Origin of the sequence: Bradyrhizobium barranii subsp. apii (assembly GCF_011516635.5) — a bacterium.
Lineage (GTDB): Bacteria > Pseudomonadota > Alphaproteobacteria > Rhizobiales > Xanthobacteraceae > Bradyrhizobium > Bradyrhizobium barranii.
The window spans coordinates 17,164-38,687 of sequence record NZ_CP096257.1 but is presented as its reverse complement, the minus strand read 5'-3'; the positions used below and the strand labels follow the sequence as shown (position 1 = coordinate 38,687).

Here is a 21,524-nt window from a genome sequence, read left to right as displayed (position 1 = left end):
GTCAATGCAATCCCTCGTTGCGTACCCCGGGCATTCCGCCGCTGACGCTCGCTGGATACGCGCCCGTCGGATCAGGGCGTCTTCGTCGTCTCGGCGAGGATCCGTTCGACCTCATGGCCATCGATACGCCCCCGCTCGCGCAGATGGGCCGCGACAGACTGAAGCGCGGCGCGATGCTCGATAAGCACCCTCTTCGCTTCATCGAATGCGGCGGCAAGTTCCTGGTGTGCGGCAGAGCGGAGGTACGCGTGGCTCATGATGTCGCGCGTGCGGGACCGATCGGCGAGAAAGAGCAGCGGGTGCGGACCGGAATGTCCGAACGAGCCGACCAGCGCCGCGGCGATACGGGTGGCCTGCGCCAGATCGGATGACCCTTCCGAGCCGCCCGAGCCGTCTCCGGCTGCCCCGAGTTCGATTTCTTCCGCGGCCCGGCCGGCGAGGAGACCCTGCATCTCGCGGCGGTAATCTTCCAGCGTGCCGGCGGCATGCCTGTGCTTCGACACCACGAAACCGACGGATCGGCGCGATCCTGCCACGACGGCGTGGATGTCGGCGGGCCCTCCATGAAGCACTGCCAGGACGATATGTCCGGCCTCGTGGAAGGACGCCCTGGTCAACACCTCCGGCGACAGCCCTTCGGAATTTCCGAGGACCGCGCGCCGCATGTCCTCGATCGAGAGCGGCCTCCGCTCCTGCCGCGCCTGACGGCGCGCGTCCTTGACGATCCGCTCGATGTCGGCGCCGGTCGAGCCGACCGCGAGCAGCGACAAATCTTCCAGCGGCTCGTCCCCTAGGTCGCCGCGCAGTCTCACGCGCATCATCTTCTCGATATCGGAAGGAGCCGGCAGACCCACCTGGATGATGCGGTTGAGGCGGCCTGCTCGCACGATGGCCGGGTCGCACCGCCGTACGTCGTTCGTGGCGGCGATGAAAATCACCTTCTGGCGGCCGCTCGACGCCGCGCCGTTCGTTGCACCCTGCAGGCCGTCGAGCTGTTCGATGATCGCGTTCACGCAAGCGACGACGTAGTCGTTGGTCGATCCGTCGCGGACGGGGAAGGAATCCAATTCGTCGATGAACATGATGGCGGCAGGCTCCTTGGAGCGGGCGTCGCCGAAATCCTTCTTCATTTCCCTCAAAAAATCGCCCAGGTGCCCCGCCGCCTGCCACTTTGCGTAGGTGGCCGTGATCAGCGGCAGGCCCATGGCGGCGGACGCCACTTTTGCGAATGTGGTCTTGCCGGTGCCGGGAGGGCCGTCGAGCACGACGCCGGCGTCGATTTCGTCCCAGCCGATCTCGCCGCGACGCCACGCATCCAGGTCCCGCTTGGTGCTTCTCGCCCATTCGACGGCTTCGTCTAGACCATGCAGTTCGTCGAGCGTGAGGTCGCGCGATCCCCGCTTCGCCGTCTTCGACGCTACGAAGTGAAGAAGCTTTTCGACGCACTGCTGCGGCGTCCGGTCGAAGCGGACCGCGAGAAGCAGTTCGCGCACGCCCACCTGGGCGACGACATGCTCGGGGAGTGCCGCCCTGCACGGCTTGCCTGTGACGGCTCTGATCACGCTGTCGATCAGCGAGCCGTCGATGTCAGGCAGCATGAGCCGGTGCGTGGCCGCGTCCAACAACACCGCCGACAGGTGCGTTTCGGCGGACGGCGTGATGGCGATGACGGGCAGCGCCAACTGGACCGCGACGAACGCGCGCTCGTCCGCAGAGCCCCTGTTGCTCTTCTTCAGCGGCTCCTTCGTGACGGCCTCGACGGCTCCATAGTCCTCGCGTTTCGTGCGGTCGGACAACGCGCCGATGTCGGCGAAGAGCAGATCGCGCAATCCGAGCACCTCCATCCATTGGTGAGAGACCCGATCAAACAAAGCAAGGTCGGGGATATCCACGATGACGACGGGCGCGCCGGCGCGAAGTTCGCGCATCACCGAGGGATTTCGGTCGAACAGGCGCGCCAGCAGCAGACGAGCCGCGATTCGACCGGGCGTCAACGCCGCGACGTCGCGGTCCGCGCCGTCGTCGTGATCGAACTCCCCCTCGCCGTCGTCGGGAAGCTGACGACGCAGGGCGGCGAAGCCCCGACGAACGTAACTCGGTCCCGTCCCGGCCTGCGGAAGGCTTGCAGCGGGGACCTTCGCCGGACCGTCCGGCGCATCGTTCGCGCCGGCTGCAGCATCGCACTTCGACGCGGCTTGCGCGACGTGACGGGCATAGATGTGGAACTCCCTCCAGTCCGCCTTGTACGCCGCCAGCTCGAGCGGACCAAGACGAGGAGCCGGCGGCGAGGCACGATCTCCCGCAATCTTCTCGAGCATCTCAGACGCCCCCGTCGAAGTTCGGATCGCCGACATCACGATCCTCATTCCGGTGGCGAAGGCCGAGCCGATAGAATCTCGACAGCGTGCGGATCCAGGTGCCGTCGGGGCCGGCCGCCCAGAGCTGGCTGGTCATCGCGTTGATGTTGCCGAGCCGGGGATGACCGGCCACGAAACCCAGCAACCGAAGACCGATCTGCGTGAGCACCAGACGCCAGTCCACGATCAGCGGCGCCTTCGCGAGCTCGGCCTTGGTCGGTGCGCCACCCGCGCGAATTCGATCGAGATCGTCGGCCAGGACCCGGAGCTTGACGGCCAGGTCATGCTCAATGCAGCGCGGCAGTAGAAAGCGGAAATTTTCGGTGATCATGTGCGACCCTGTGTTTCTGATGAGCGTGGTGCCGGCGCCGGTCTCGCCGGCGCCGTGATGGTGGGGGCGTGGCCCGTTCGTGCAGTGGTGGCTTGCGTGTGACCGGTCGCCGGTGCATCCAGGTAAACCTCATGTGCCGACCTCGATGACCAGCGCCGGATCGAAAGCGGCGTTCTCCCGGCCGTATCCGTGAGGGTTCGCGATCACCCTCGTCGAGCCGACGCGGTAGTCCACACCGTCGTGGACGTGCCCATGAACCCAAATATCCGGGGGCTTCAAAGTCGTCGCGGGCTGCTGGCTGTCGACGACCTGCCGCTTGGAATCCAACTCCTCGAGGAACGTGCTGGCGAACGCCGCGCTGAGGATGTCGCTCTCGAACCGCGCGGCGACGGACCCGACGTGGGGGGCGTGGTGACTGACCGCGACCGTTGCGAGCCCGTCGAACGGGGTCGCGAAGGTCTCGACGAAGAAGGCGCGCGAGGCAGCGTGCAGCAATGCTGCTTCCTGAGGCCGGAAGCGCTCCCACGGCTTGCGCTTCCAGCCGATCAGCCGGTGATCGTTCATCCCGACGCGGGCGGCGTGCATGGCGGCGGGCGCGTTGCTGTCGCCGAACAGGCGGTAGTCGGTCCAGAGCGAAGCGCCCGCGACCCTGACGGTGCCGCCGCCGACGACGACGCAGTCGTTCTCGAGCAGATGGATGTTGAAGTCCGGCGCCAGCGCCCTGGCGAGCGCCAGTTCCTCGCCGAGGAATCGCCGGTAGTATTCGTGGTTGCCCATGGTGAAGACGATGGGGACGGCCTCCGGCACGAAGCCCCGCAGCGTCGCGAACGCATTTTGCGCGCCTTCGGCGACGTCGCCTGCGACGACGGCGAGGTCGACGTCCTTGGCCACCGTGATCTGCTTGAGGGAACCGACGCCCACGTGCAGGTCGGAGAAGATCTGGATCCTCACGGCTTGACCTCCCCTTCGGTACGCGCGGAGACGCGGGCGGCGCGCCTGCCGAGACGGCGACGGATGCCTCCGCCGTCGGCCTCGGCCCGAGGCATGTTGTGGGCCAGCCACGACGTCGAGAGACGGCGCCGCTCGACGTCGTCCAGCGGCATCTGCCGGAGCAAATGCGAAAGCACCAGCGCGGCGCCGGCGCTGCCGGCGAGCGCGGCGTTGAGCAGCACCGTCATCGTCAGGTCGGTCGACGCCGTGATGGCCGGCGGTCGCTTCATGCGCAGCACCCGACGGATCGCGCTCGGCGCGTCGCCGCCGATGGCCGCACGCCAGACCTCGATGGTGGAGGAGGTGCGCCGCATGCACTCAGCGACGGCGGCGTGTTCGGCGGGACCGAACCCGTCCGCCGGCACCGTGCGCCACAGGCGAAGCCCGTCCGCCCACGGACAGCAATGGGCGTAGGCTTCGGCGTGCCCGCCGGACTGTCGATCAATCTTCTTCTTCGTACTCATCACGCAAAGTTCTCCCGTTCGCGCCCGAAGGCGCGTCGACCGTCGTCGCCGACGGCGTCTCGCTCGTTTCGAAAAAAATCTGGAGCAGCCCTGTTCGGAGCTCTCCCCTCGCCTCGCCACGCCGGGGCCTGCCATGGCTCGCCGGGCCACGCCCCGCCACGCCGCACCTTGCCGCGCCGTGCCGTGCCTTGAACCTAGTCGATCAGCACCTCGAACCGGCCGTACTTGGGCCGCCAGTCGCCGATGCCGCGCGTCGCTCCCGCGATCTTCATGAAGTCCACGACCTCCGACCGGTTCAGTTCGGTGCTCAGGAATGTGGCCGAGATCACGGCGCTCCACTCGGGGAAGCGCGGGCGGGTCCGCATGGGACGCGCCCGGAGCACGCGCACGCCCTTGCGAAGTCGGAACCGCGCGTCGTCCCAGAGCTTCGCAAGGTCGGTCGGTCCGTCGTAGACCAGCATCGCCGGCTCGTTGACGACGAAGCCGGCTTTCGCGGCGTCGCCTTTCCTCCGCGTCTTGGCGCCCTGGACGAAGGCCGCCTCGACGGCCTCCTGCGGAACGCACGGCAGCTTGTCGTTGAGCCAGAGACCTCCATACCATTCGCGGCGGGCGATCTCCTCGTGGTCGGCCTTGGTCTTGAGGCGCTTGCCGGTGATGGCGGCCAAGCTGATGGTGCGCTCGTCGAGCGGGTCGGCCAGCGCGCCGTTGTGCATGAGCAGCGGGCACACGCCCCTGATCGGGATCTCGATGGTCTCGATGAATGCCTCTCGACGGTCTCCTTGTAGAACTCGCCGGCGAGCGCCACGATCTGGCGATAGTCCAGCTCGCGCCCACGCGGCCGACCTGCGGCGTGATCCTGCCACATCCGCTCGAGCTTGATGTTCTCTTCGGCGCAGCGCAGCCGCGCCTCGTCGACGTCCTTGGTGCCGAGCGAGAACTTGATGTCGCGCCGGCCCATAAGGGCGACGAACTTCGCGGGGACTCGCTTCCTGAACCAGAGAAAGTCGCTGCGCGGATTCGTCCAAGGCTCGATCATGCGAAAACCCATCGTGGTGCCACCTTTGTGTACCACCGGCCTCCTTCGAAGAGCCTTATTTCACCGCTAGTTACTGAGTTTTCAACGCTTTTTCTGTGATCTGGCGGAGAGGGAGGGATTCGAACCCCCGATAGCGTTCGGCCGCGCGCCTTTTGTCGAACCCGTTGTTTTAGTGGCGATGTTGAATGGCCGCCCGCAACAATCCTTCCTATCCACTGAGCCCGCCCAGTGTGCTGAATCATCCGACAAGCTTTGCCGGGCGTGCGCTTTGAATACGAGATTGCGATTTTCAGACGATACACAAACTGGACACCCAGTTTTCTCCGGTCACTAACTAGTGGCTCTGCAAAGTGATTTTGACAGGTTGGGTCCGGCGGTCAGATTAGCTCCGGCAGGAGTTTCGGATCAATGAGGACCTCGATGCTGCGAGGCGTCCTTGGCTGCCGTCTGATGAGGCCGGCGCGTTCCAGCGTCAGCACCATCTGGTGAACCGAAGGCGGGCTGACGCGGAAATATTCCTGCATGTCGGTTTCGGCCGGGGGCCTGCGATGCAGCCGGGTATAGAGGTGGATAAAAGCCAGATACTGCCCCTGCGCGGGCGTGAAGGGTTTTGCCGAAGGACTCACGCCGGCCATCCGATTCAGTTGTTCGTGCGTGCCTCGAACGAGGAGGCAGGCCATGAATGTACGCTATCGGGTCGAACTCAGCCAAATCGAGCGCACCGAACTGAGGGCGCTGCTCAGCGGCGGCAAGCATGCGTCCCGGAAGCTCAAGCGCGCGCAGATTTTGCTGGCCGCCGATGCTGGGACCAGCGACGAGGAGATCGCAAGGAGCGTCGTCGTGAGCGGCTCGACCGTGTACCGGACCAAGCGACGCTTCGTGGAAGGCAATCTGGAGCGGGCGCTGAGCGAAGAGCCGCGTCCCGGGGCGGAATGCAAACTCACGGCAAGGAAGAAGCCTTGCTGGTGGCGACAGCCTGCGCCAGTCCCCCAAAGGGCCGTGCCCGCTGGACGCTAAAGCTGCTGGCGGCTGCGATGGTCAAGCTCACCGAACACAAGAGCCTGTCGCACGAGACGGTTCGGCGGCGCCTGGCCGAGAATGGCCTCAAGCCCTGGCGCAAAGACATGTGGTGCATTCCGCAGGTCGGCGGCGAATACGTCGCCCGCATGGAGGATGTGCTCGACCTCTATGCCGAGGTGCCCGACTCCAGACGGCCAGTGGTGTGCTTCGACGAAAGCCCGGTGCAACTCATCGGCGAGGTGCGTCAGCCCATTCCGGCCAAGCCCGGCCACCTCGAACGTTACGATTATGAGTATCGTCGCAATGGCACGGTCAATCTCTTCGTTCTCTTCGACGTGCATCGTCCCTGGCGCAAGGTCAAGGTCACCGAGCGGCGAGCGGCACGAGATTACGCCCAATGCATGCGTGATCTCGTCGACATCCATTATCCCGACGCCGAGATCATCCGGGTCGTCCAGGACCATTTATCGACCCACTCCGCCGGCGCCCTCTATCAGGCGTTCCCGCCCGCCGAAGCCAGGCGGATTTTGCGACGGCTCGAGTTCCACTACACCCCAAAGCACGCAAGTTGGCTCAACATGGTCGAGATCGAAATCGGCGTCCTGCGAGGCCAGTGCCTGGATCGCAGGATCGACGACTCCAAGCGACTGGGCCGCGAAATCACCGCCTGGGAACGACAACGAAATGCCGCCCGCTCCCGCATCAAATGGATGTTCACAACAGACAAGGCTCGCGCCAAAATGGCAGGCGCCTATCCCGCCTCTTCCAAAGAGTCATAATCACTGTGACGAGGTACTAGCTGCCTTCGTCTGGCGATGACCGGATGAGCTGCTCGGGGGATGGTCGAGTAGCTAAGCCATTCGGCTTCGCCCTCACAGATCCGGGCATGCAGATTTCCCGCACCCGGCTCTTCTCGAGAGTCACCCGCATCGGTTTGCTCCTACGCCCATGAGTGAACGACACGTGCCCGGGGTAAGGGAAAACGCGCTTCCACAGTCTCAAACCAGTCCCAGCCCTTGTCCCGGTTCTTCTGGCTCCGCCGCCTGAGGCAGGTGAACCAGATGCGCCGGACCTCCTGTAGGAATCCGTTGAGAGCGCGCCAGTTGTGTGGGACGCCATAGTAGCCGTAGTGGCCGCGCAGCACGCTGGAGTACCAGCGATGCTGTGTCGCCATCGGGGCATGCATGATCTGCCACGCTTCCTGCCGCAACGCCTTCAGCTTTCGCGTCATGCGTTTGCTCTGCGTTTTGCGTTTTACGATAAATCTGCCGTCCCTGGTCCACCCAGAGTAGTGGGTGAGGCCGAGGAAGGCGAATGTATCTAGCCCGCCCTATTCGTGAGAGCGCGGTATTTTGGTCCGACTGGTGCATCCGCACACCTCCGCTGACGAGGCGCACAGGATTGCCTTCGGCTTTTCACCGCCTGACGACCGGTACTTTGCAACGCGCTTGAGGGATGGGTTGGGTGAACGCGGGCGGACGCCCCACCGGTCAAGGACCGAGCGGCAGCAGCGCGCCGGGCAAGCTGCGGATCAGGTCGGCTTCGGGACATGCCGCGGCGAACGCAAGGCGAATGCGGCTCTTGGTCTCGACAACCCGGGCGGCGATTTTCAAGAGCCGAAGACGCAGCGTCGCGAACTCGGCAGTGGCCAATTCCCGGACTTTGGGAATGGCGTCGCGCACGGTCAGCATCAGCCAATAAGCGGCGGTATGGAGAACGAGGCGGACTTGATTGGCGAGCGCCGAACGGCAACTGGTGCGATCGGAGGCGAGCTGCGTCTTATGCAGCTTGATCAGATTCTCGGCTTGGCCGCGCGCGCAATACAGGCTGTCGTAGATCCACTCGGCCGAGCCGACATCGAGGCTGGTGACGACGAAGCGGATGTCGAGGCCGAGCATCGTCGCCTCAATACGGGCGACGGTGCGCCGTTCGCGATCCCAGGACTTTGCCTTGTGGCGCGTCTCGGTATAGCCGCGCAGAACAGCTAGGTTCTCGATGGCGCGTCGGGTGCGGATATCGTCGGCGACCTCGTCGACTTTTCTGGCGAGCGGCCTGGTACCGGACAGACCGAAGATGTAGTCGATGCCGTTGTTCTCGCACCACGTCATCGCCTCCGGCCGAGCATAGTGCCCGTCGCCACGGAACGTAATTCGCGTCTTGTGCCATCGCGTGCGGATGTGCCGCACCAGGCGGCGCAGATGGGCACGCACCTCGACCCCGCCAGGCGTCTTGCCGGGCCGCAGCACGACCGCCACGGGCCGGCTCTTCTCCGTGTCGTAGACGTGGATCGGCAGGAAGCAGCGTTCGTCATAATGAGCGTTGAACAGCGAGAGTTGCTGATGGCCGTGGACGACATCGCAGGTGTCGTCAATGTCGAGCGTGACGGATGCAGGCTCGCACGGATAGCTATCCATCCATGCATCGACCAGGGTGTAGGTCAGGCGGATCACGTCGCGCAGGCGGGGAGCATTCTCCAGCCGCGACAGCGTCGGTTGGGAACACAGATCGCGACCGCTGTCTGGTAGCCGTCCACAGGCCAGCTTGAATGCGGGATCGGACCGCAGATGATCGAGGTCATCGGCGTCCTCGTAGCCGCAGCAGATCGCGAACATGCGAGCGCGAAACATATCGACAAGGCTGTGCACGACCCGCGTCGGATCGCGCCGATCCGGGAACACCCGGGCCAAATTGTTGGCCAAACCGAGACGTCGCTCGGCCATCGCAAGAAGCATCACGCCCCCGTTCGAGGTCAGCCGACCGCCATCGAAGGCAGCTGTGACTTTCTTGGCGTGAACGGCTGGAAACGAGAAGGGTAGACTCGTATCATCGGTCATGGCGGGCGTGGCGTTCGCGGTGGAAGGTGATGGGGTTGGCTTCGCAACCGAATCCTACGCTTCATCAGCGCTTTACACCACGCTCGCCAGCCTCTCAGGCGCCCTCTGACGAATAAGACGGGCTAGACGCCGTGCGCCGCGTTGTCGTCGAGCCATGGCCGGTAAACGGCCGAACTCGATGAGCCGCGTCTTGTCCTCGTGGAGTGCCAGGCCGAAGCGCGCCAGTCGCTCCTTGAGGTCTGCCATCATGCGTCGGGCATCCGCCAGCCGTTCGAAGCCCATCACGAAGTCATCGGCATACCTCACGATCGATACCCGACCGCTCGCGTGCCGACGGCGCCATTGATGCACCCAGAGATCGAGGGCGTAGTGCAAGACGATGTTGGCGAGGCACGGGCTGATGCCCGCCCCTTGCGGTGTCCCCTTGTCCGTTTCGTACCATTCTCCGCTCTCAAGGGTACCGGCCTCGAGCCACATCCGAATGAGCCGGAGGATCCGAGGGTCGGCAATCCTGTGCGCCACCATCCGCATCAGCCACTCGTGATCAATCGAGTCGTAGAAGTTGCGAATGTCGGCATCGAGCACCCAGTTCACGTACTGGCTCATGATCGCTGTATGCAATGCTGAGAGAGCCTGATGTGGGTTACGCCCCGGCCGAAAGCCGTAGGAGAACCCCATGAAGTCGACTTCGTAGATGCTGCTCAGCACCTCGGCGACCGCGCCTTGAACGATTTTGTCTTCCAGCGTTGGCACGCCGAGTGGACGCCGTCCACCATCTGCCTTCGGGATATGTACACGCCTGACCGGCTGCGGCCGGTATCGGTTGGTGTGGATTCGTTGACAGAGCTCCTCGAGATTGCTCACTAGGTTCTGTTCGTAATCCGTCACCGTGATCCCATCGACCCCCGCGCTTGCCCGCCGCTTCTGACGCCGGAACGCTCGTTCGAGCGCTTCGACATTCACGTGATGCAGCAGAGCCGTGAATTGGGTACGGGCGGCCTTGCGGGCCGCTGCGTTCACCCTCGCGAGGTTGGGCGGCAAGGCACCCCGGCTCTGTGTCCGGTCCTTGTCCCTCTCGTTTGGGCTCCTCTCGAGCTGGCTCCTTCCCTCAGCCCGTCTCGTTTCCTTCGACGGCTTCATCGGTAATATAACCCAGTCCGACTCCCGACCTCAGCTCGGATGGCGGCTCCGGCGTTGCCTTGCCGCCATCCCCCACCGGGGATCATTCCGGCGGACCCGGTCGGGCCTCTCATGTTCCGATGCGTGCTTTCCATGCGTGATCCGGCCTTCGACCCCGACGGAGCATCACCGTCTCGCTTAGCGACGGCGCACATTCTGCCTTCGTGGTCGGGAACACACTCGGCCTCCGTGACATTCAGCATTTCGTGGCTCAATCCCGCACCCCACATGGCCCCTGTCTACACTTCAGACGCCGCGTTACCGCGACGCCCGCAAGACTCGGTCCTGATCTGCCCGCTACGGCTTTGATCAGATGAGACTCTCACTCATAGGCGCGCATCAGCTTTCATGACGTACTCCCGGGTTCTGTTGAATTTCTGAAGAGGTCGGCGTTGCCCACCTTGAGCCGGTAGGCTCGGGGTGCTGATTCCATAAAGGAGAGCAACGCCATGACGAGAGATATCAAACCGGCTGGTTCGTCGGCGACCGGGGCTGTGGACGAAGCGTTTGCAGAAGTGCGGGCGAGCTTCGATCGGTTCTGCCTTGCGGCAGGGATGGAGGCGCTCGGCACGACGATGGAGGCGGATGTTGTGGCGGCCTGCGGGCCGCGCCACGGTCGCGACGCGGCGCGGCGGGCGCACCGTTGGGGTCGAACGCGGGGACGGATTGGTTTCCACGGCGGCAAGATCGAGGTCGAGCGTCCGCGGGTCCGGGGCGTGGACGGCCGCGAGGTGACGATCCCGAGCTGGGAAACGGCGGCGCAGGAGGATTGGCTCGGTCGCGGGGCGATGAACCTGATGCTGATCAATGTGTCGACGCGCCGGTTCGGCCGTGCTGTCCGACTGCACGAGGGTGACGTGCCGGCACCGCCCGGATCGGGGATTTCGAAATCGGCGGCCTCGCGGAGGTTCGTAGCGCTGTCGGCGGCGCGGCTGGCTGACTTCATGGCTGCCGATCTGTCCGCGCTCGACCTTCTGGTGGTCCAAATCGACGGGCTGCATCTCGGCGACGATCTCGTGCTGGTCGCCGCGATCGGGGTTGACGGCGAAGGCAACAAGCATCCGCTGGCGCTGGTGGAAGGGGCGACCGAGAATGCCGCCACGGTTCAGGCCCTGCTGGACAACCTGGTCTCGCGCGGGCTCGACCCGACGGTGCCAACACTGTTCATCGCCGACGGCGCGAAGGCGTTGTCGAAGGCGATCCGCCGCACCTTCGGTTCGGCCGCTGCGATCCAGCGCTGCCAGATCCACAAGGCGCGCAACATCATGGAACGCCTGCCGAAAGAGCATCATGCGGCCACCCGTCGGGTGCTGCGCCAGGCCTGGGAGCTCGATGACGCCGACAAGGCTGAAAAATTGATCCGCAATCTCGCGCGTCGACTCGACCAGCAATGGCCCGGTGTAGCGGCGAGCATCCTTGAAGGCCTCGACGAAATCCTGACTGTCGTCCGGTTGAAGTTGCCGAAGGAGCTTCGTCGATCGCTCGCCTGTACCAACATCGCCGAGAACATGATGGGCACCATTCGCCGCGTCACGCGCAACATCAAACGCTGGCGGGATGCCGGTATGGCCTTGCGATGGGTCGCGGCCGGCATGATCGAGGCCAACAAGGGCTTCCGACCGCGACGGCGCGCCCGGCGCCCGGCACAATTGCGAGCGCCAGGCCGCTCTGCCGAAATGATCATCGACACCTCGGCCATGGTGGCGATCCTCTACCGCGAACCTGAAGCGGAAGCCTTCGCCCGTCTCATTCACGATGCCGACGCCTGCCGCATCAGCGTGGCGAACCATGTCGGGCTGTCGATGGTGATCGAGAACCAGCTCGGCCCGGAAGGAATGCGGCAGGCCGAGGCCTTCTTCCGCCGAGCCGGCATCACGGTCGAGCCGGTGACGGTCGAGCACGGCGAACTTGCCCGACAGGCCTTCCTCGATTTCGGGAAAGGGCGGCACAGAGCCGGCCTGAACTATGACGATTACTTTTCCTACGCTCTGGCGAAGGCCACCGGCGAGCCGCTCTTGTTCAAGGGCAATGATTTCAGCCTGACAGACATCGCGGCAGCATAGTCTCCGCTGGATACGCAGAGTCCTACTGCATTCACGGAGCGCGCCCGCCGATGCCGGACAGATCAATACGGATGCCCGATTTGTGGGGATCGCCGGGCGCCGGCTCCTGCGGTGACGGTGATGGTGCCGCCGCAGCCGGCTGAGACGCCTCCTCCCGCTTCGGCTCCGGCGGCTTCGGTCCGCCAGGATCGGGAGCGGTAAACACCGCCGTCCCCTCAAATTGCCCGCGCGTCCAGGCCTCGACCGCGTCGTCGAACATCTGTGACATGACGCTATCGTCGGTCGGATTGCCATACCATTTCCAGACGATCCGCCAGACCTTGCCGAAGAGGGCCGTGCCCGCGCGGATGTTCTTGCAAGCGTCGAACAGATCCGGCGACATCTCCGACGGATCCTTCACGCCGAGACCGGCCGGATACTGCGTGATGCCGACGCGCACGACGGCTCGACCGATATGGCTGCGGGCGAGTTCGAGCGCCTCCTCCGGGGTTTTGACCGGCGGCAGCAGGATGATGCGATCGCCGCTGCGCACCATCACGGCAAGCGGATCGGGCGCTCCCGCGGCATGCAAGAATTTCTCGACGATGGCGGGTTTCAGGGTGGGATCGGCACATTTCTGGATGAGATCGGCATCAACGGCCATGGGCGAATTCCTGTTCAGAGGTTGAAGACGGTGACGCGGGGAAGACCGAACAGCCGGGCCCAAGCATCGGCCAGGGCAATGGCGGCCACTGGCCAAGCCTTCGTCGTCATGACGAGCAGGCCAGTTGCGGTCGCCGCAAGCCCCCACCATCCCCATCCGGGAAACAACACGCCGGCCGCCCTGATCGGATGCGCCCATCCGACGATGCCGAAGGGCGGAACCGCCATCAGCACGGCCGTGATCAGATAGCAGAACGCCTTCTGGCTTCCCGGCCGGGGACTCCATAGGACGGCATGGACCGCGACGAAGCAGACGGACGCGGCGCCCCACAGCAAAATGCCGGCCCAGACCGACGCACCGAAGAAGCTCGCAACGCCCTGGCGCAAGCCACGCGAAGCCGCCAGGAAATATCCCATCGCCACCGACGCGGCACGATCCTGCGACCACGCCCAGAGCGCTGGAAACAGCATCGCGAGCGGCAATGCGAGGACATCCCCGCTCCAACCGATCCAGCCGACGAGGAGCGCCGCGACGGCGAGAAGGAGCGCGCGCCGGCGATCAGGGATCGAAAGTGAGGACCGGCCGCGCCAGGCCGAGGAGACCGGCCTCCGGAACCGGCCCAAAATACCTCGAGTCATAGGAACCTGCGAAAGTGGAGTGAAGGAAGAAATTGCCGGGCGGAACGACGCCCCCCGCCCAAGGCGGAAGCGGTCGTCCCTGACCGTCGACGGGGCTGAGGCGCAATCGGGGCAGAAGCACGCCGTCGATCATGACCACGGCGCCGATGTCGATGCGCGCACCCGAGAGCGCACCGACAGTCTTGATGAGCGGCGCGGCGCCGCCGGAGCATGGCCCCCGCCGAAAGTATCCGCGCTCGAGGCCGAAGACGGAAACCGGCCCAGGCGGCGGACAGACGAACACGAGATCGCCGGCGACGACTTGCCGATCGATCGGCACGATCCGCCACAGCCCGAGCGGCTCGCTTGGCGTCAGGTTGAGGCGCAAGCCGCCGAGCCAGGCGATGCCGGCGATCGCAATCATCGCCACGCCGCCGGCCGCCATGATCGCGGATGCTCGCCGACGCTGAACACAGCCTTTCCTTCTGGTCGCGGCATCCGACCCTGACGGCTCCGATCGCCGCTCGGCGGTCGAGGTCATCACAGCGACAACCCCGGACGCCGCGCCTGCCGAAGGATGTCGGCTTCTTTCTGCGCCTCCGCGGTTCGCTGCTGAGCCGCGAGCTGCTGCGCGGTTCTCAGATCGGGCCAGGCGGCTTTGAGCTCCTCCTTCTGCGCGGCGTTCGTCCCGCCGGAAATCGCCTCGAAAGCCTTGCCGTCGGCATCCTTGGCCGAGAGGCCGACGAAGGCGCGCTCGCCGAACCGCTCGGACACGGCACGCGCAAAACCTTCCAGCTCCGCCTCGATCATCTTGTCCTCGAGCGCGAACTCCAGGGCAGAGGGCAGGTCGTTCCGATCGATGGCGTCGCGGATGCGCTCGAGTGTCTGCTTCGCCGACGGCGACAGCGCCGGAATGTCGACAGCGACCTTCAGCCGAGCGGCGCGCTCCTCCGCCTCGTAACGATGTTCCGCCTCCGAGCGCAGCCGCAAGAACCGCTCAAGATCACGGGCGAGCGCCGGCACGTTGAGGTCCGCCCGCTGCCTGTCCTGCTTGTCGGCACGGCTGGCCAGAAGGCCGGTTTTGCCCTTCAGCGCACCGAAGCTGTCGGGCTTCTCCGCGAGTTTCGACAGGGTGGATTGCGCAGTCGCCTTGTCCTTCAGCATGCTGTCGATATCGACCTTGCGGAACGAGGCTTCGGGATCGGCGAAGACGAAGCGGAAGCGGGTCGAGATCTCCTCCCATTGCTTCTTCAAGGCGGGATCGGCGGCGAGCTTGTCCTCGACAACCTGGTCGATCGATTTGGCGAAGGTGGTGATGCCGGCGACCATCGGCTTTGCCTCCTTTGTGCCGTTGGGAATCGTCTGTTTCCGAGCTGCGCCGAGGCCAAGCCGGGCGCCGAGCGCGAGGAGCCGCGCTCCGAGATCGGCGAGCCTGGAGCTCTGCCGGACGGTCCAACGAACCTTGTCGGCGACGAGGGTGCGGGCGACACGCATGAGATGGAGACCGCGCGCTTCGGCAAAGCGCAGCGCGGCGCGATAGGAAGGGCCGCGCTCATAGTCGAGGGTGGTTTCTTTCGCCCGGCTCTGCGACAGGATCTTGGTGAGCCCGCCGGCCTTTCCGAAGGAAATCGCCCCGTAATAGAGAGCGACATTCTCGCGATGGCGGGTCAGCGCGACATAGGCAAGATGCCGGTCGAGCGAGAGCGTGGCGAGCACCTTCACCCGGTCGACGGTCGCGCCCTGGCTCTTGTGGATCGTGGTGGCATAACCGTGGTCGACGTTCGCATAGAAGCGCTGGTCGACCTCGACGCGGCGCTGGCGTTCGCCCTCGCCGATCATCGCCGCGAACCAGCCCGACCGCGCCTCGATGACACGCGCGATCATGCCGTTCTTGACGCCGAGCGACCCCTCGTTCTTCAGGAGACGATCTGGTCGCCGGCCGAGAACTTGCGCTGGCCGTCCTCAGTGCAGAACGCCTGACCATCCTCGACGAGGCCGCGCTCGATCAGCTTCGCCCGCGCCATGTTGTTGAGGGCGCGGACATCGCGCCGGAGATGGGCGAGGATCAGGATGGATTTCGCCGGATCGTAGTCGCGGTTCCAGTCCTCGATCAGCGCCGTGACGGCTTGCGCCTTGAACTTGCGCGCTTCCAGCTTGCCGTTCGCGCCATAGGCCTGCAGCGCCTCGGCAACGCGGCCCCGCGCGAGATCGAGCGAGGCATCGCGCATCCATTGCTCGCGCTGGCGATAGATGGTTTCGAGTTCGGCATAGCCGGTGCGCGCCACGATGGCGCGGAACGCAGCACCGGCCTCGATCGGTTGAAGCTGATCGGGGTCGCCGACGAGCACCAGTTTAGCGCCGGTCTTCACAACCGCTTCGACGAACAGCGCCATCTGCCGCGACGACACCATGCCGGCCTCGTCGAGGACAAAGATGGTCTTGTCGTCGAGTTGCTCGCGCCCGTTCGACCAGGCAAGCTCCCACGAGGCCAGCGTGCGCGAGGCGATGCCTGCTTCCTTCTCCAATCCCTCGGACGCCTTGCCGGCAAGCGCGCCGCCGACCACACGATAGCCGGCCGCTTCCCACACTTCGCGCGCCGCCTTCATCATGGTGGTCTTGCCGGCGCCGGCGCGCCCGACCACAGCCGCGATCCGCCCCTCACCGGCGACATGCGCGATCGCGACGCGCTGCTCTTCCGACAGACGGTCATGACGCTCGAAGGCCGCCGCCAGCACTTTCTCCCGGACGCCATGCGAGGATCGGCCGGCAAGCCAGACGGCGCGATGCGCCATCTCGGCTTCGAGCCTGATGAGCTCGCGCGTCGTGTATTTGGCGGGCTCGCGGATTCCGGTCTCAAGCGCGATGCGCTCGCCCTCCAGCCGCAGCACATCCGGGTTCTGGAGGATGCGCGCCATCAGATGCTGGAAAGTTCCGGCATCGTCGACATAGCGGTGCACCACCCTGGCGATGTCACGCTCGGTGAAGACGCTCAGCTCGCGCGTGACGAGATCGAGCACGATCTCAGGACGCCGCAGCATCCGCTCACGGTTGTCGGCCTTTCGTTCTTCGTGGAGCGCGATACGCTCGAGCTTCGGGGACCAGCCCGCCTTCTTTCCTTTCCGGTCGATCGCCTTGGTCGACACGCCGATATGCGTCGTCGGGGCAAGATCGATGCCGCGCTCGGCATAGGAGCGGCCATCGACGCGGATCTCGAGGCCGGCGAGCGCCAGATGCTTGTTCTGAAGGTCGAGCCAGCCTTCGCGTTGCTCGAGGAACTCGGCCTTCTCTCCCGACCAAAGCCGGTAAACGATCTTGCCGAAATCGTTGCGCAGGGGTGCGCCATCATCACCGATGACCGGCACCTTCTTCGGCCCAAATCCGTTGTCGCCGAGAGGGCGAAGAGTGGTCATCAGATGGATGTGCGGATTGCCGGGCTCGTCATGGAAAACCCAGTCGGCGACCTGTCCGCGCGCGAGGACCTGGGTTGCGACGAACTCCCGCACCAGGGCGATGTTCTGGTCGACGGTGAGTTCGACCGGCAGGGCGATGATGAATTCCTTCGCGAGCTGCGCATCGGAGCGTTTCTCGAAGGCCTCGATTGCGTTCCAGAACGCCTCGGCGGCGCCGGCGACCGAGCGGTCGGCGATCAGCTCACGCGCCCATTGTGGGCCATCCGGCGGCAACAGGAATTCCTCATGCCGCAGGCCCCGCTTGGTGGAATAGTCGACGGTCCGCCCCTCCGCCTGATGCTCCATGCGCGCGCAGTGCCGGTACGCTGCCGACAGCACGGCGCTGCGGCCGGAACCGCGCGAAATGAGCTGGGGCGTGAAATGCGTGATGGCCAAGGCGGCGCGATCTCCCGGACGAGGGCGGAACACAGATGCTCGTCGGGGGCGGCGGCAGGGCCACGCCAGGGTGGGACACCCCGGCAGGCGGGAAAACAGGACGTCGCGGATGCGACGTATTACTGCGCCCTTGGACCGCTCTCATCGAGCGGCCGGGATGATCTCAAGCGGCGTCGGCTTTGCCGACTAGCTTTTTTATTAGTCGCTCGGGCCAGCGACTTCCGAAATCCTCCGCACAGTCCCGCAACACTGCCCAGCACGGAGGCTCAACCGAAAATGAAGAAACCGTCGTCGAAGATCCGCGAAGAAATCACTCGCCTCCAGGAACAGTTGAAGGCCGCAGAGACACGCGAGGCCGAGCGGATCGGGCGCATCGCGCTCAGGGCCGGACTCGGTGAGATCGAGATCGAGGAAGGCGAGCTTCTGGCCACGTTCGAGGATCTCGCCGGCCGGTTTCGCGGGAAGGCAGGGAAGGCGACCGGAAGGAAGGGAGCCGAGGCCGGAGGCGATCCGAGCGCTCCTGCCGCGAAGGTCGCGTCTGGCGCGCATGCGAATGGCGCTGGCGAGGTATGAGCGCATGCGCCAGGCGTCATCCTCCGAGGCCCGCAAGAAGGACACGCGCGAGAAGATCGAGCTCGGTGGCCTGATCGCAAAGGCGGGGCTGCGCTACGAGAAGCGCGCGGTCCTGCTCGGCGCGCTGATCGAACTCGGTCGCCGGCTGAGAACCGACGAAGCCGAGCGAGCACGGCTTGCCGCGATCGGGGCGGAGGCGTTCGGCCGTGACGGCGAATAGGCTCCTTCTGCTGATCGTGCCGATGGCCCTGATGCTCGGCGCGATCTTCGGGTTGACCGGAATCGGGCATGGGCTTGCCGGCCTCGGCAAGACGGAGGCGCAGCGTCTCCTGTTCGCCCGCGCCGGGCTGGCGATGCCCTATATCGCGGCAGCAGGGATCGGCGTCATCTTCCTGTTCGCCACCGCCGGCTCCGCGAGTATCCGCGCGGCGGCGTGGAGCGTCGTCGCAGGATGCGTATCGGCGATTTCCATCGCCCTCGCGCGCGAAGCGATGCGCCTGTCCGGGGCTCCCGAGACCATCGTCCCTGGCCGATCAGCGGTGGCCCAGATCGACCCGGCGACCATGGTCGCAGCCAGCGTTGTGCTGATGGGCGGCATCTTCGCGCTCCGCGTCGCCGTGAAGGGCAATGCCGCCTTTGCGGCGCCAGACCCGAAGCGCGTTCGCGGCCGTCGCGCGCTGCACGGCGACGCGGACTGGATGTCGATGCCAGAAGCCGCACGGCTCTTCGGCAACGCTGGCGGCATCGTCGTCGGCGAGCGTTACCGCGTCGATAGGGACAGCGCGGCAGCTCAGCCGTTTCGCACCACGAATCGCCAGAGCTGGGGGTTCGGCGGCCGCCCGCCGCTGCTCTGTTTTGACGCCTCTTTCGGCTCGTCGCACGGCATTGTCTTCGCCGGTTCCGGCGGCTTCAAGACGACGTCGGTGACGGTTCCGACCGCACTCAAATGGGGCGGCGCGCTCGTGGTCCTCGACCCGTCCAACGAAGTCGCGCCAATGGTGATCGCCCATCGGCGCGCGGCGGGGCGCACCGTGCATGTGCTCGATCCACATGCGGGACAGCGAACCGCGCAAGGTCGTCCGCCAGAAGCAGCCCAGGAAGCAACGAACCTGCCGCGAACCGGCTTCAATGCTCTCGACTGGATCGGTCGTTTCGGCGGCACGAAGGAGGAAGACATCGCCGCCGTCGCCTCATGGATCATGAGCGACAGCGGCGGCGCCCGCGGTGTGCGCGACGATTTCTTCCGCGCCTCGGCGCTGCAGCTTCTGACCGCGCTGATCGCCGATGTCTGCCTGTCAGGGCATACGGAAGACAAGAACCAGACGCTTCGCCAGGTCCGCGCCAATCTGTCCGAACCGGAGCCCAAGCTGCGCGCTCGTCTGCAGGCGATCTACGACAATTCGGAATCGGCCTTCGTGAAGGAGAACGTTGCCGTCTTCGTCAACATGACGCCGGAGACGTTCAGCGGCGTCTACGCCAACGCCGTCAAGGAAACCCACTGGCTTTCCTATCCGAACTATGCCGCGCTCGTGTCCGGCTCGACCTTCGTCAGCGACGATCTCGCCGGCGGCCAGACCGACGTGTTCATCAATCTCGACCTGAAGACGCTGGAGACCCATGCCGGACTCGCCCGCGTCATCATCGGCTCCTTCATGAACGCGATCTACAACCACAACGGCGCGGTGACGGGACGGGCTTTGTTCCTGCTCGACGAGGTGGCACGCCTCGGCTTCATGCGCATCCTGGAGACCGCCCGCGACGCCGGCCGCAAATACGGCATCACGCTCCTCCTGTTGTTCCAGTCGATCGGTCAGATGCGCGAAACCTATGGCGGCCGCGACGCGGCAAGCAAATGGTTCGAGAGCGCGAGCTGGATCGCCTTCGCGGCCGTGAACGACCCGGAAACCGCCGACTACATCTCAAAGCGCTGCGGCATGACCACGGTCGAGATCGACCAGGTCAGCCGCTCCTCGCAGGCGTCCGGTTCGTCGCGGACGCGCTCGAAGCAGCTGGCCTCGCGGCCGCTGATCCAGCCGCACGAAGTGCTGCGCATGCGCGCCGACGAGCAGATCGTGTTCACCGCCGGCAACGCACCATTGCGGTGCGGCCGCGCCATCTGGTTCCGGCGCGACGATATGAAGGCTTGCGTCGGTCACAACCGATTCCAACCGGAAGAAAAAGCATGACGGCGCTGCGCTTTCTTGTTGTGGGAGCCAATGGCGATCATTGCGATCCTGGCGATCGCCATCGGTGTCCCCTCGCGGCATTCGCCGGATATGCCGGAGCGATACGAGACCACCACTTTGGTCATCCCGCCGCCTCTGCGGAGCGATACGCTGAGGGCCCGTTTCACGCTTTGCGATGGGCCGATCCGCGTGAACTGCGTCGTCGACGGTGACACATTCTGGTTCAGGGGTGATAAGATCAGGATCGCCGATATCGGCGCCCCGGAAATCTTCACGCCGCATTGCCGCGACGAGAGGCAGGCTGGCGAAATCGCCCGCGATCGGTTGCTGGTCCTACTAAACGCCGGCAGCTTCACGCTAGTCTCGGGCTGGCGCGACACTGACCGGTACGGGCGCAAGCTGCGCACGGTCACGCGCGCGGATCGTTCGCTTGGCGCGACGCTCGTCGAGGAAGGTCTCGCCCGGCGCTGGAACGAGCCGCGACGCGATTGGTGCGCCCTCGATTGATCGCGGCAGCCCGCCGCACACGCTACGATCATCGGTTTTCTCGACCGTGCCACCTACCGCGGGAGGATCGTCACCGGAGGACGAAACCGCATCGCGGGTTCGGTGCGCTTGGCGCATAGAGCCGTCCGCTCGCCAGAGCTGCCCGCCCCCAAAAGCCACCCTTCGCAAAAATGAATCAATATGCCCCTGATCGATTCAAAAAACTCATTGGACGCGGATTCTCCGATGCGGGATTCTGTCGTCATGATCGCGCAGCCCTACCAGCTCTATATCGAACGCACCGACGCCTCGAAGAACATGGCCCGGTTCTACGCCATGGCCATCGAACCGACGCTCTTCGGCGACATCTGCCTGACACGCCGCTGGGGACGGATCGGCGCACAAGGTCAGATGATGAAGCACAGCTTCGCGCGCGAGGACGAAGCGGTCAGGCTGTTCCTCGACCTGCTGCGCCAGAAGCGCAATCGCGGATATCATCCGAAAGGAAAGAAGGCGGCGACGTAACCAGATCGCTGTCTGCGCAGACGCGGTAGGCTCCCACCGGTTGGGTGGCGGCACCCACGGAACAGAGCCTCCGCGAAAGCGAAGCCGGCTCAGTGAGCCGGCCGTTCATCGTGCGGATTATATTCGTGGATGATGTCGAGGCCGTTACCTTCGTCGATCTCGTCGCTGGGCATGACGCCGTATTCGCCGTCGACCTGGAAGAGCGTGACCGGGACCATCAGGGTGCGGGCAAGGTTGAAGGCGTGGTTTTTGTGCGAGGCTGAGATAGGACATTGTCTTGAGGCTCCATCCGGAGCGGGGGAATTCCCGCTCGATGGCTCCTCGAAGGACCGGCCCCGGTCGCGATCACCGCGCCGGCATAAGCCAAGCGGCGGC

Annotated in this window: 20 protein-coding genes and 3 pseudogenes; 9 read left to right on the top strand and 14 right to left on the bottom strand. The window is 65.1% G+C overall.

The annotated features are described in order from the left end of the window. Positions 1-71 precede the first annotated feature (71 nt). The 7 genes and pseudogenes from HAP41_RS49230 to HAP41_RS49200 all read right to left on the bottom strand — a co-directional run bounded on the left by HAP41_RS49230 (position 72) and on the right by HAP41_RS49200 (position 5,858). Positions 72-2,318, bottom strand: a complete 2,247-nt coding sequence (locus HAP41_RS49230; RefSeq protein WP_166107100.1) for an AAA family ATPase — start codon at positions 2,316-2,318, stop codon at positions 72-74. Between the two features lies 1 nt (position 2,319). Further along, complete coding sequence (locus HAP41_RS49225; RefSeq protein WP_166107098.1) at positions 2,320-2,688, bottom strand: DUF6634 family protein; 369 nt, start codon at positions 2,686-2,688, stop codon at positions 2,320-2,322. A gap of 129 nt (positions 2,689-2,817) precedes the next feature. Next, positions 2,818-3,639, bottom strand: coding sequence for a metallophosphoesterase (locus tag HAP41_RS49220; RefSeq protein WP_166107096.1), 822 nt, complete (start codon positions 3,637-3,639; stop codon positions 2,818-2,820). Beyond that, positions 3,636-4,142 (bottom strand): hypothetical protein, encoded by a 507-nt coding sequence (locus tag HAP41_RS49215; protein WP_166107094.1) that lies wholly within the window; start codon positions 4,140-4,142, stop codon positions 3,636-3,638. The genes HAP41_RS49220 and HAP41_RS49215 overlap by 4 nt, the downstream gene beginning before the upstream one ends. A 194-nt stretch (positions 4,143-4,336) precedes the next feature. Beyond that, positions 4,337-4,870, bottom strand: a complete 534-nt coding sequence (locus HAP41_RS49210; protein WP_224581106.1) for a hypothetical protein — start codon at positions 4,868-4,870, stop codon at positions 4,337-4,339. A gap of 182 nt (positions 4,871-5,052) precedes the next feature. Further along, positions 5,053-5,100, bottom strand: a pseudogene (locus HAP41_RS50950) (hypothetical protein); the annotation flags it as partial. Positions 5,101-5,555: 455 nt separating this feature from the next. Further along, positions 5,556-5,858 carry a LexA family protein gene (locus tag HAP41_RS49200; protein ID WP_456671116.1) on the bottom strand — a complete coding sequence of 101 codons (303 nt, stop codon included), beginning with the start codon at positions 5,856-5,858 and terminating at the stop codon, positions 5,556-5,558. Between HAP41_RS49200 and HAP41_RS49195 the strand changes: the two genes are divergently transcribed. After that, positions 5,857-6,977, top strand: a protein-coding gene (locus HAP41_RS49195) for an IS630 family transposase (RefSeq protein WP_224581114.1) whose coding sequence is annotated in 2 segments (ribosomal slippage) — positions 5,857-6,121 and positions 6,121-6,977 — 1,122 coding nt in all. Because the reading frame shifts where the segments join, the coding sequence is not laid out codon by codon here. The genes HAP41_RS49200 and HAP41_RS49195 overlap by 2 nt on opposite strands. A gap of 161 nt (positions 6,978-7,138) precedes the next feature. Here the strand turns inward: HAP41_RS49195 and HAP41_RS49190 are convergent. The 3 genes from HAP41_RS49190 to ltrA all read right to left on the bottom strand — a co-directional run bounded on the left by HAP41_RS49190 (position 7,139) and on the right by ltrA (position 10,073). Continuing rightward, on the bottom strand, positions 7,139-7,429 hold the full coding sequence (locus HAP41_RS49190; protein WP_166107087.1) for a hypothetical protein: 291 nt from the start codon (positions 7,427-7,429) through the stop codon (positions 7,139-7,141). Positions 7,430-7,688: 259 nt separating this feature from the next. Further along, a complete protein-coding gene (locus HAP41_RS49185) occupies positions 7,689-9,032 on the bottom strand; it encodes an IS1380 family transposase (RefSeq protein WP_166091063.1) in 1,344 nt (447 codons plus the stop codon). A 72-nt stretch (positions 9,033-9,104) separates the two neighbouring features. After that, on the bottom strand, positions 9,105-10,073 hold the full coding sequence (gene ltrA / locus HAP41_RS49180) for a group II intron reverse transcriptase/maturase (protein ID WP_224581105.1): 969 nt from the start codon (positions 10,071-10,073) through the stop codon (positions 9,105-9,107). Between the two features lie 587 nt (positions 10,074-10,660). Between ltrA and HAP41_RS49175 the strand changes: the two are divergent. Beyond that, positions 10,661-11,869: pseudogene (locus HAP41_RS49175) on the top strand (IS256 family transposase); the annotation flags it as partial. Positions 11,870-11,887: 18 nt separating this feature from the next. After that, positions 11,888-12,274 carry a type II toxin-antitoxin system VapC family toxin gene (locus HAP41_RS49170; RefSeq protein ID WP_166107305.1) on the top strand — a complete coding sequence of 129 codons (387 nt, stop codon included), beginning with the start codon at positions 11,888-11,890 and terminating at the stop codon, positions 12,272-12,274. Positions 12,275-12,305: 31 nt separating this feature from the next. Here the strand turns inward: HAP41_RS49170 and HAP41_RS49165 are convergent, their stop codons facing one another. From HAP41_RS49165 to traA, 4 genes and pseudogenes are all read right to left on the bottom strand, one after another. Next, complete coding sequence (locus HAP41_RS49165; RefSeq protein WP_166107082.1) at positions 12,306-12,917, bottom strand: TraH family protein; 612 nt, start codon at positions 12,915-12,917, stop codon at positions 12,306-12,308. Positions 12,918-12,931: 14 nt separating this feature from the next. Beyond that, positions 12,932-13,399: a nitrilase-related carbon-nitrogen hydrolase gene (locus tag HAP41_RS49160; protein WP_321576698.1), complete on the bottom strand. Its 468-nt coding sequence runs from the start codon at positions 13,397-13,399 to the stop codon at positions 12,932-12,934. A gap of 76 nt (positions 13,400-13,475) precedes the next feature. Beyond that, positions 13,476-13,979 carry a conjugative transfer signal peptidase TraF gene (gene traF / locus HAP41_RS49155; protein WP_234633915.1) on the bottom strand — a complete coding sequence of 168 codons (504 nt, stop codon included), beginning with the start codon at positions 13,977-13,979 and terminating at the stop codon, positions 13,476-13,478. Positions 13,980-14,074: 95 nt separating this feature from the next. After that, positions 14,075-17,379, bottom strand: a pseudogene (gene traA / locus HAP41_RS49150) (Ti-type conjugative transfer relaxase TraA). 276 nt (positions 17,380-17,655) lie between these two features. Here traA and traC point away from each other — a divergent pair. From traC to HAP41_RS49120, 6 genes are all read left to right on the top strand, one after another. After that, a complete protein-coding gene (gene traC, locus HAP41_RS49145; RefSeq protein ID WP_166107075.1) occupies positions 17,656-17,952 on the top strand; it encodes a conjugal transfer protein TraC in 297 nt (98 codons plus the stop codon). Positions 17,953-17,956: 4 nt separating this feature from the next. Further along, positions 17,957-18,172 carry a type IV conjugative transfer system coupling protein TraD gene (gene traD, locus HAP41_RS49140; protein WP_035681106.1) on the top strand — a complete coding sequence of 72 codons (216 nt, stop codon included), beginning with the start codon at positions 17,957-17,959 and terminating at the stop codon, positions 18,170-18,172. Continuing rightward, complete coding sequence (traG, locus tag HAP41_RS49135; RefSeq protein ID WP_166107292.1) at positions 18,159-20,138, top strand: Ti-type conjugative transfer system protein TraG; 1,980 nt, start codon at positions 18,159-18,161, stop codon at positions 20,136-20,138. The genes traD and traG overlap by 14 nt, the downstream gene beginning before the upstream one ends. 90 nt (positions 20,139-20,228) lie before the next feature. Beyond that, on the top strand, positions 20,229-20,645 hold the full coding sequence (locus HAP41_RS49130; protein WP_224581113.1) for a thermonuclease family protein: 417 nt from the start codon (positions 20,229-20,231) through the stop codon (positions 20,643-20,645). 225 nt (positions 20,646-20,870) lie between these two features. Beyond that, positions 20,871-21,149 (top strand): WGR domain-containing protein, encoded by a 279-nt coding sequence (locus HAP41_RS49125; RefSeq protein ID WP_224581104.1) that lies wholly within the window; start codon positions 20,871-20,873, stop codon positions 21,147-21,149. 125 nt (positions 21,150-21,274) lie between these two features. Beyond that, positions 21,275-21,412, top strand: a complete 138-nt coding sequence (locus tag HAP41_RS49120) for a hypothetical protein (protein WP_166107071.1) — start codon at positions 21,275-21,277, stop codon at positions 21,410-21,412. Positions 21,413-21,524 lie beyond the last annotated feature (112 nt).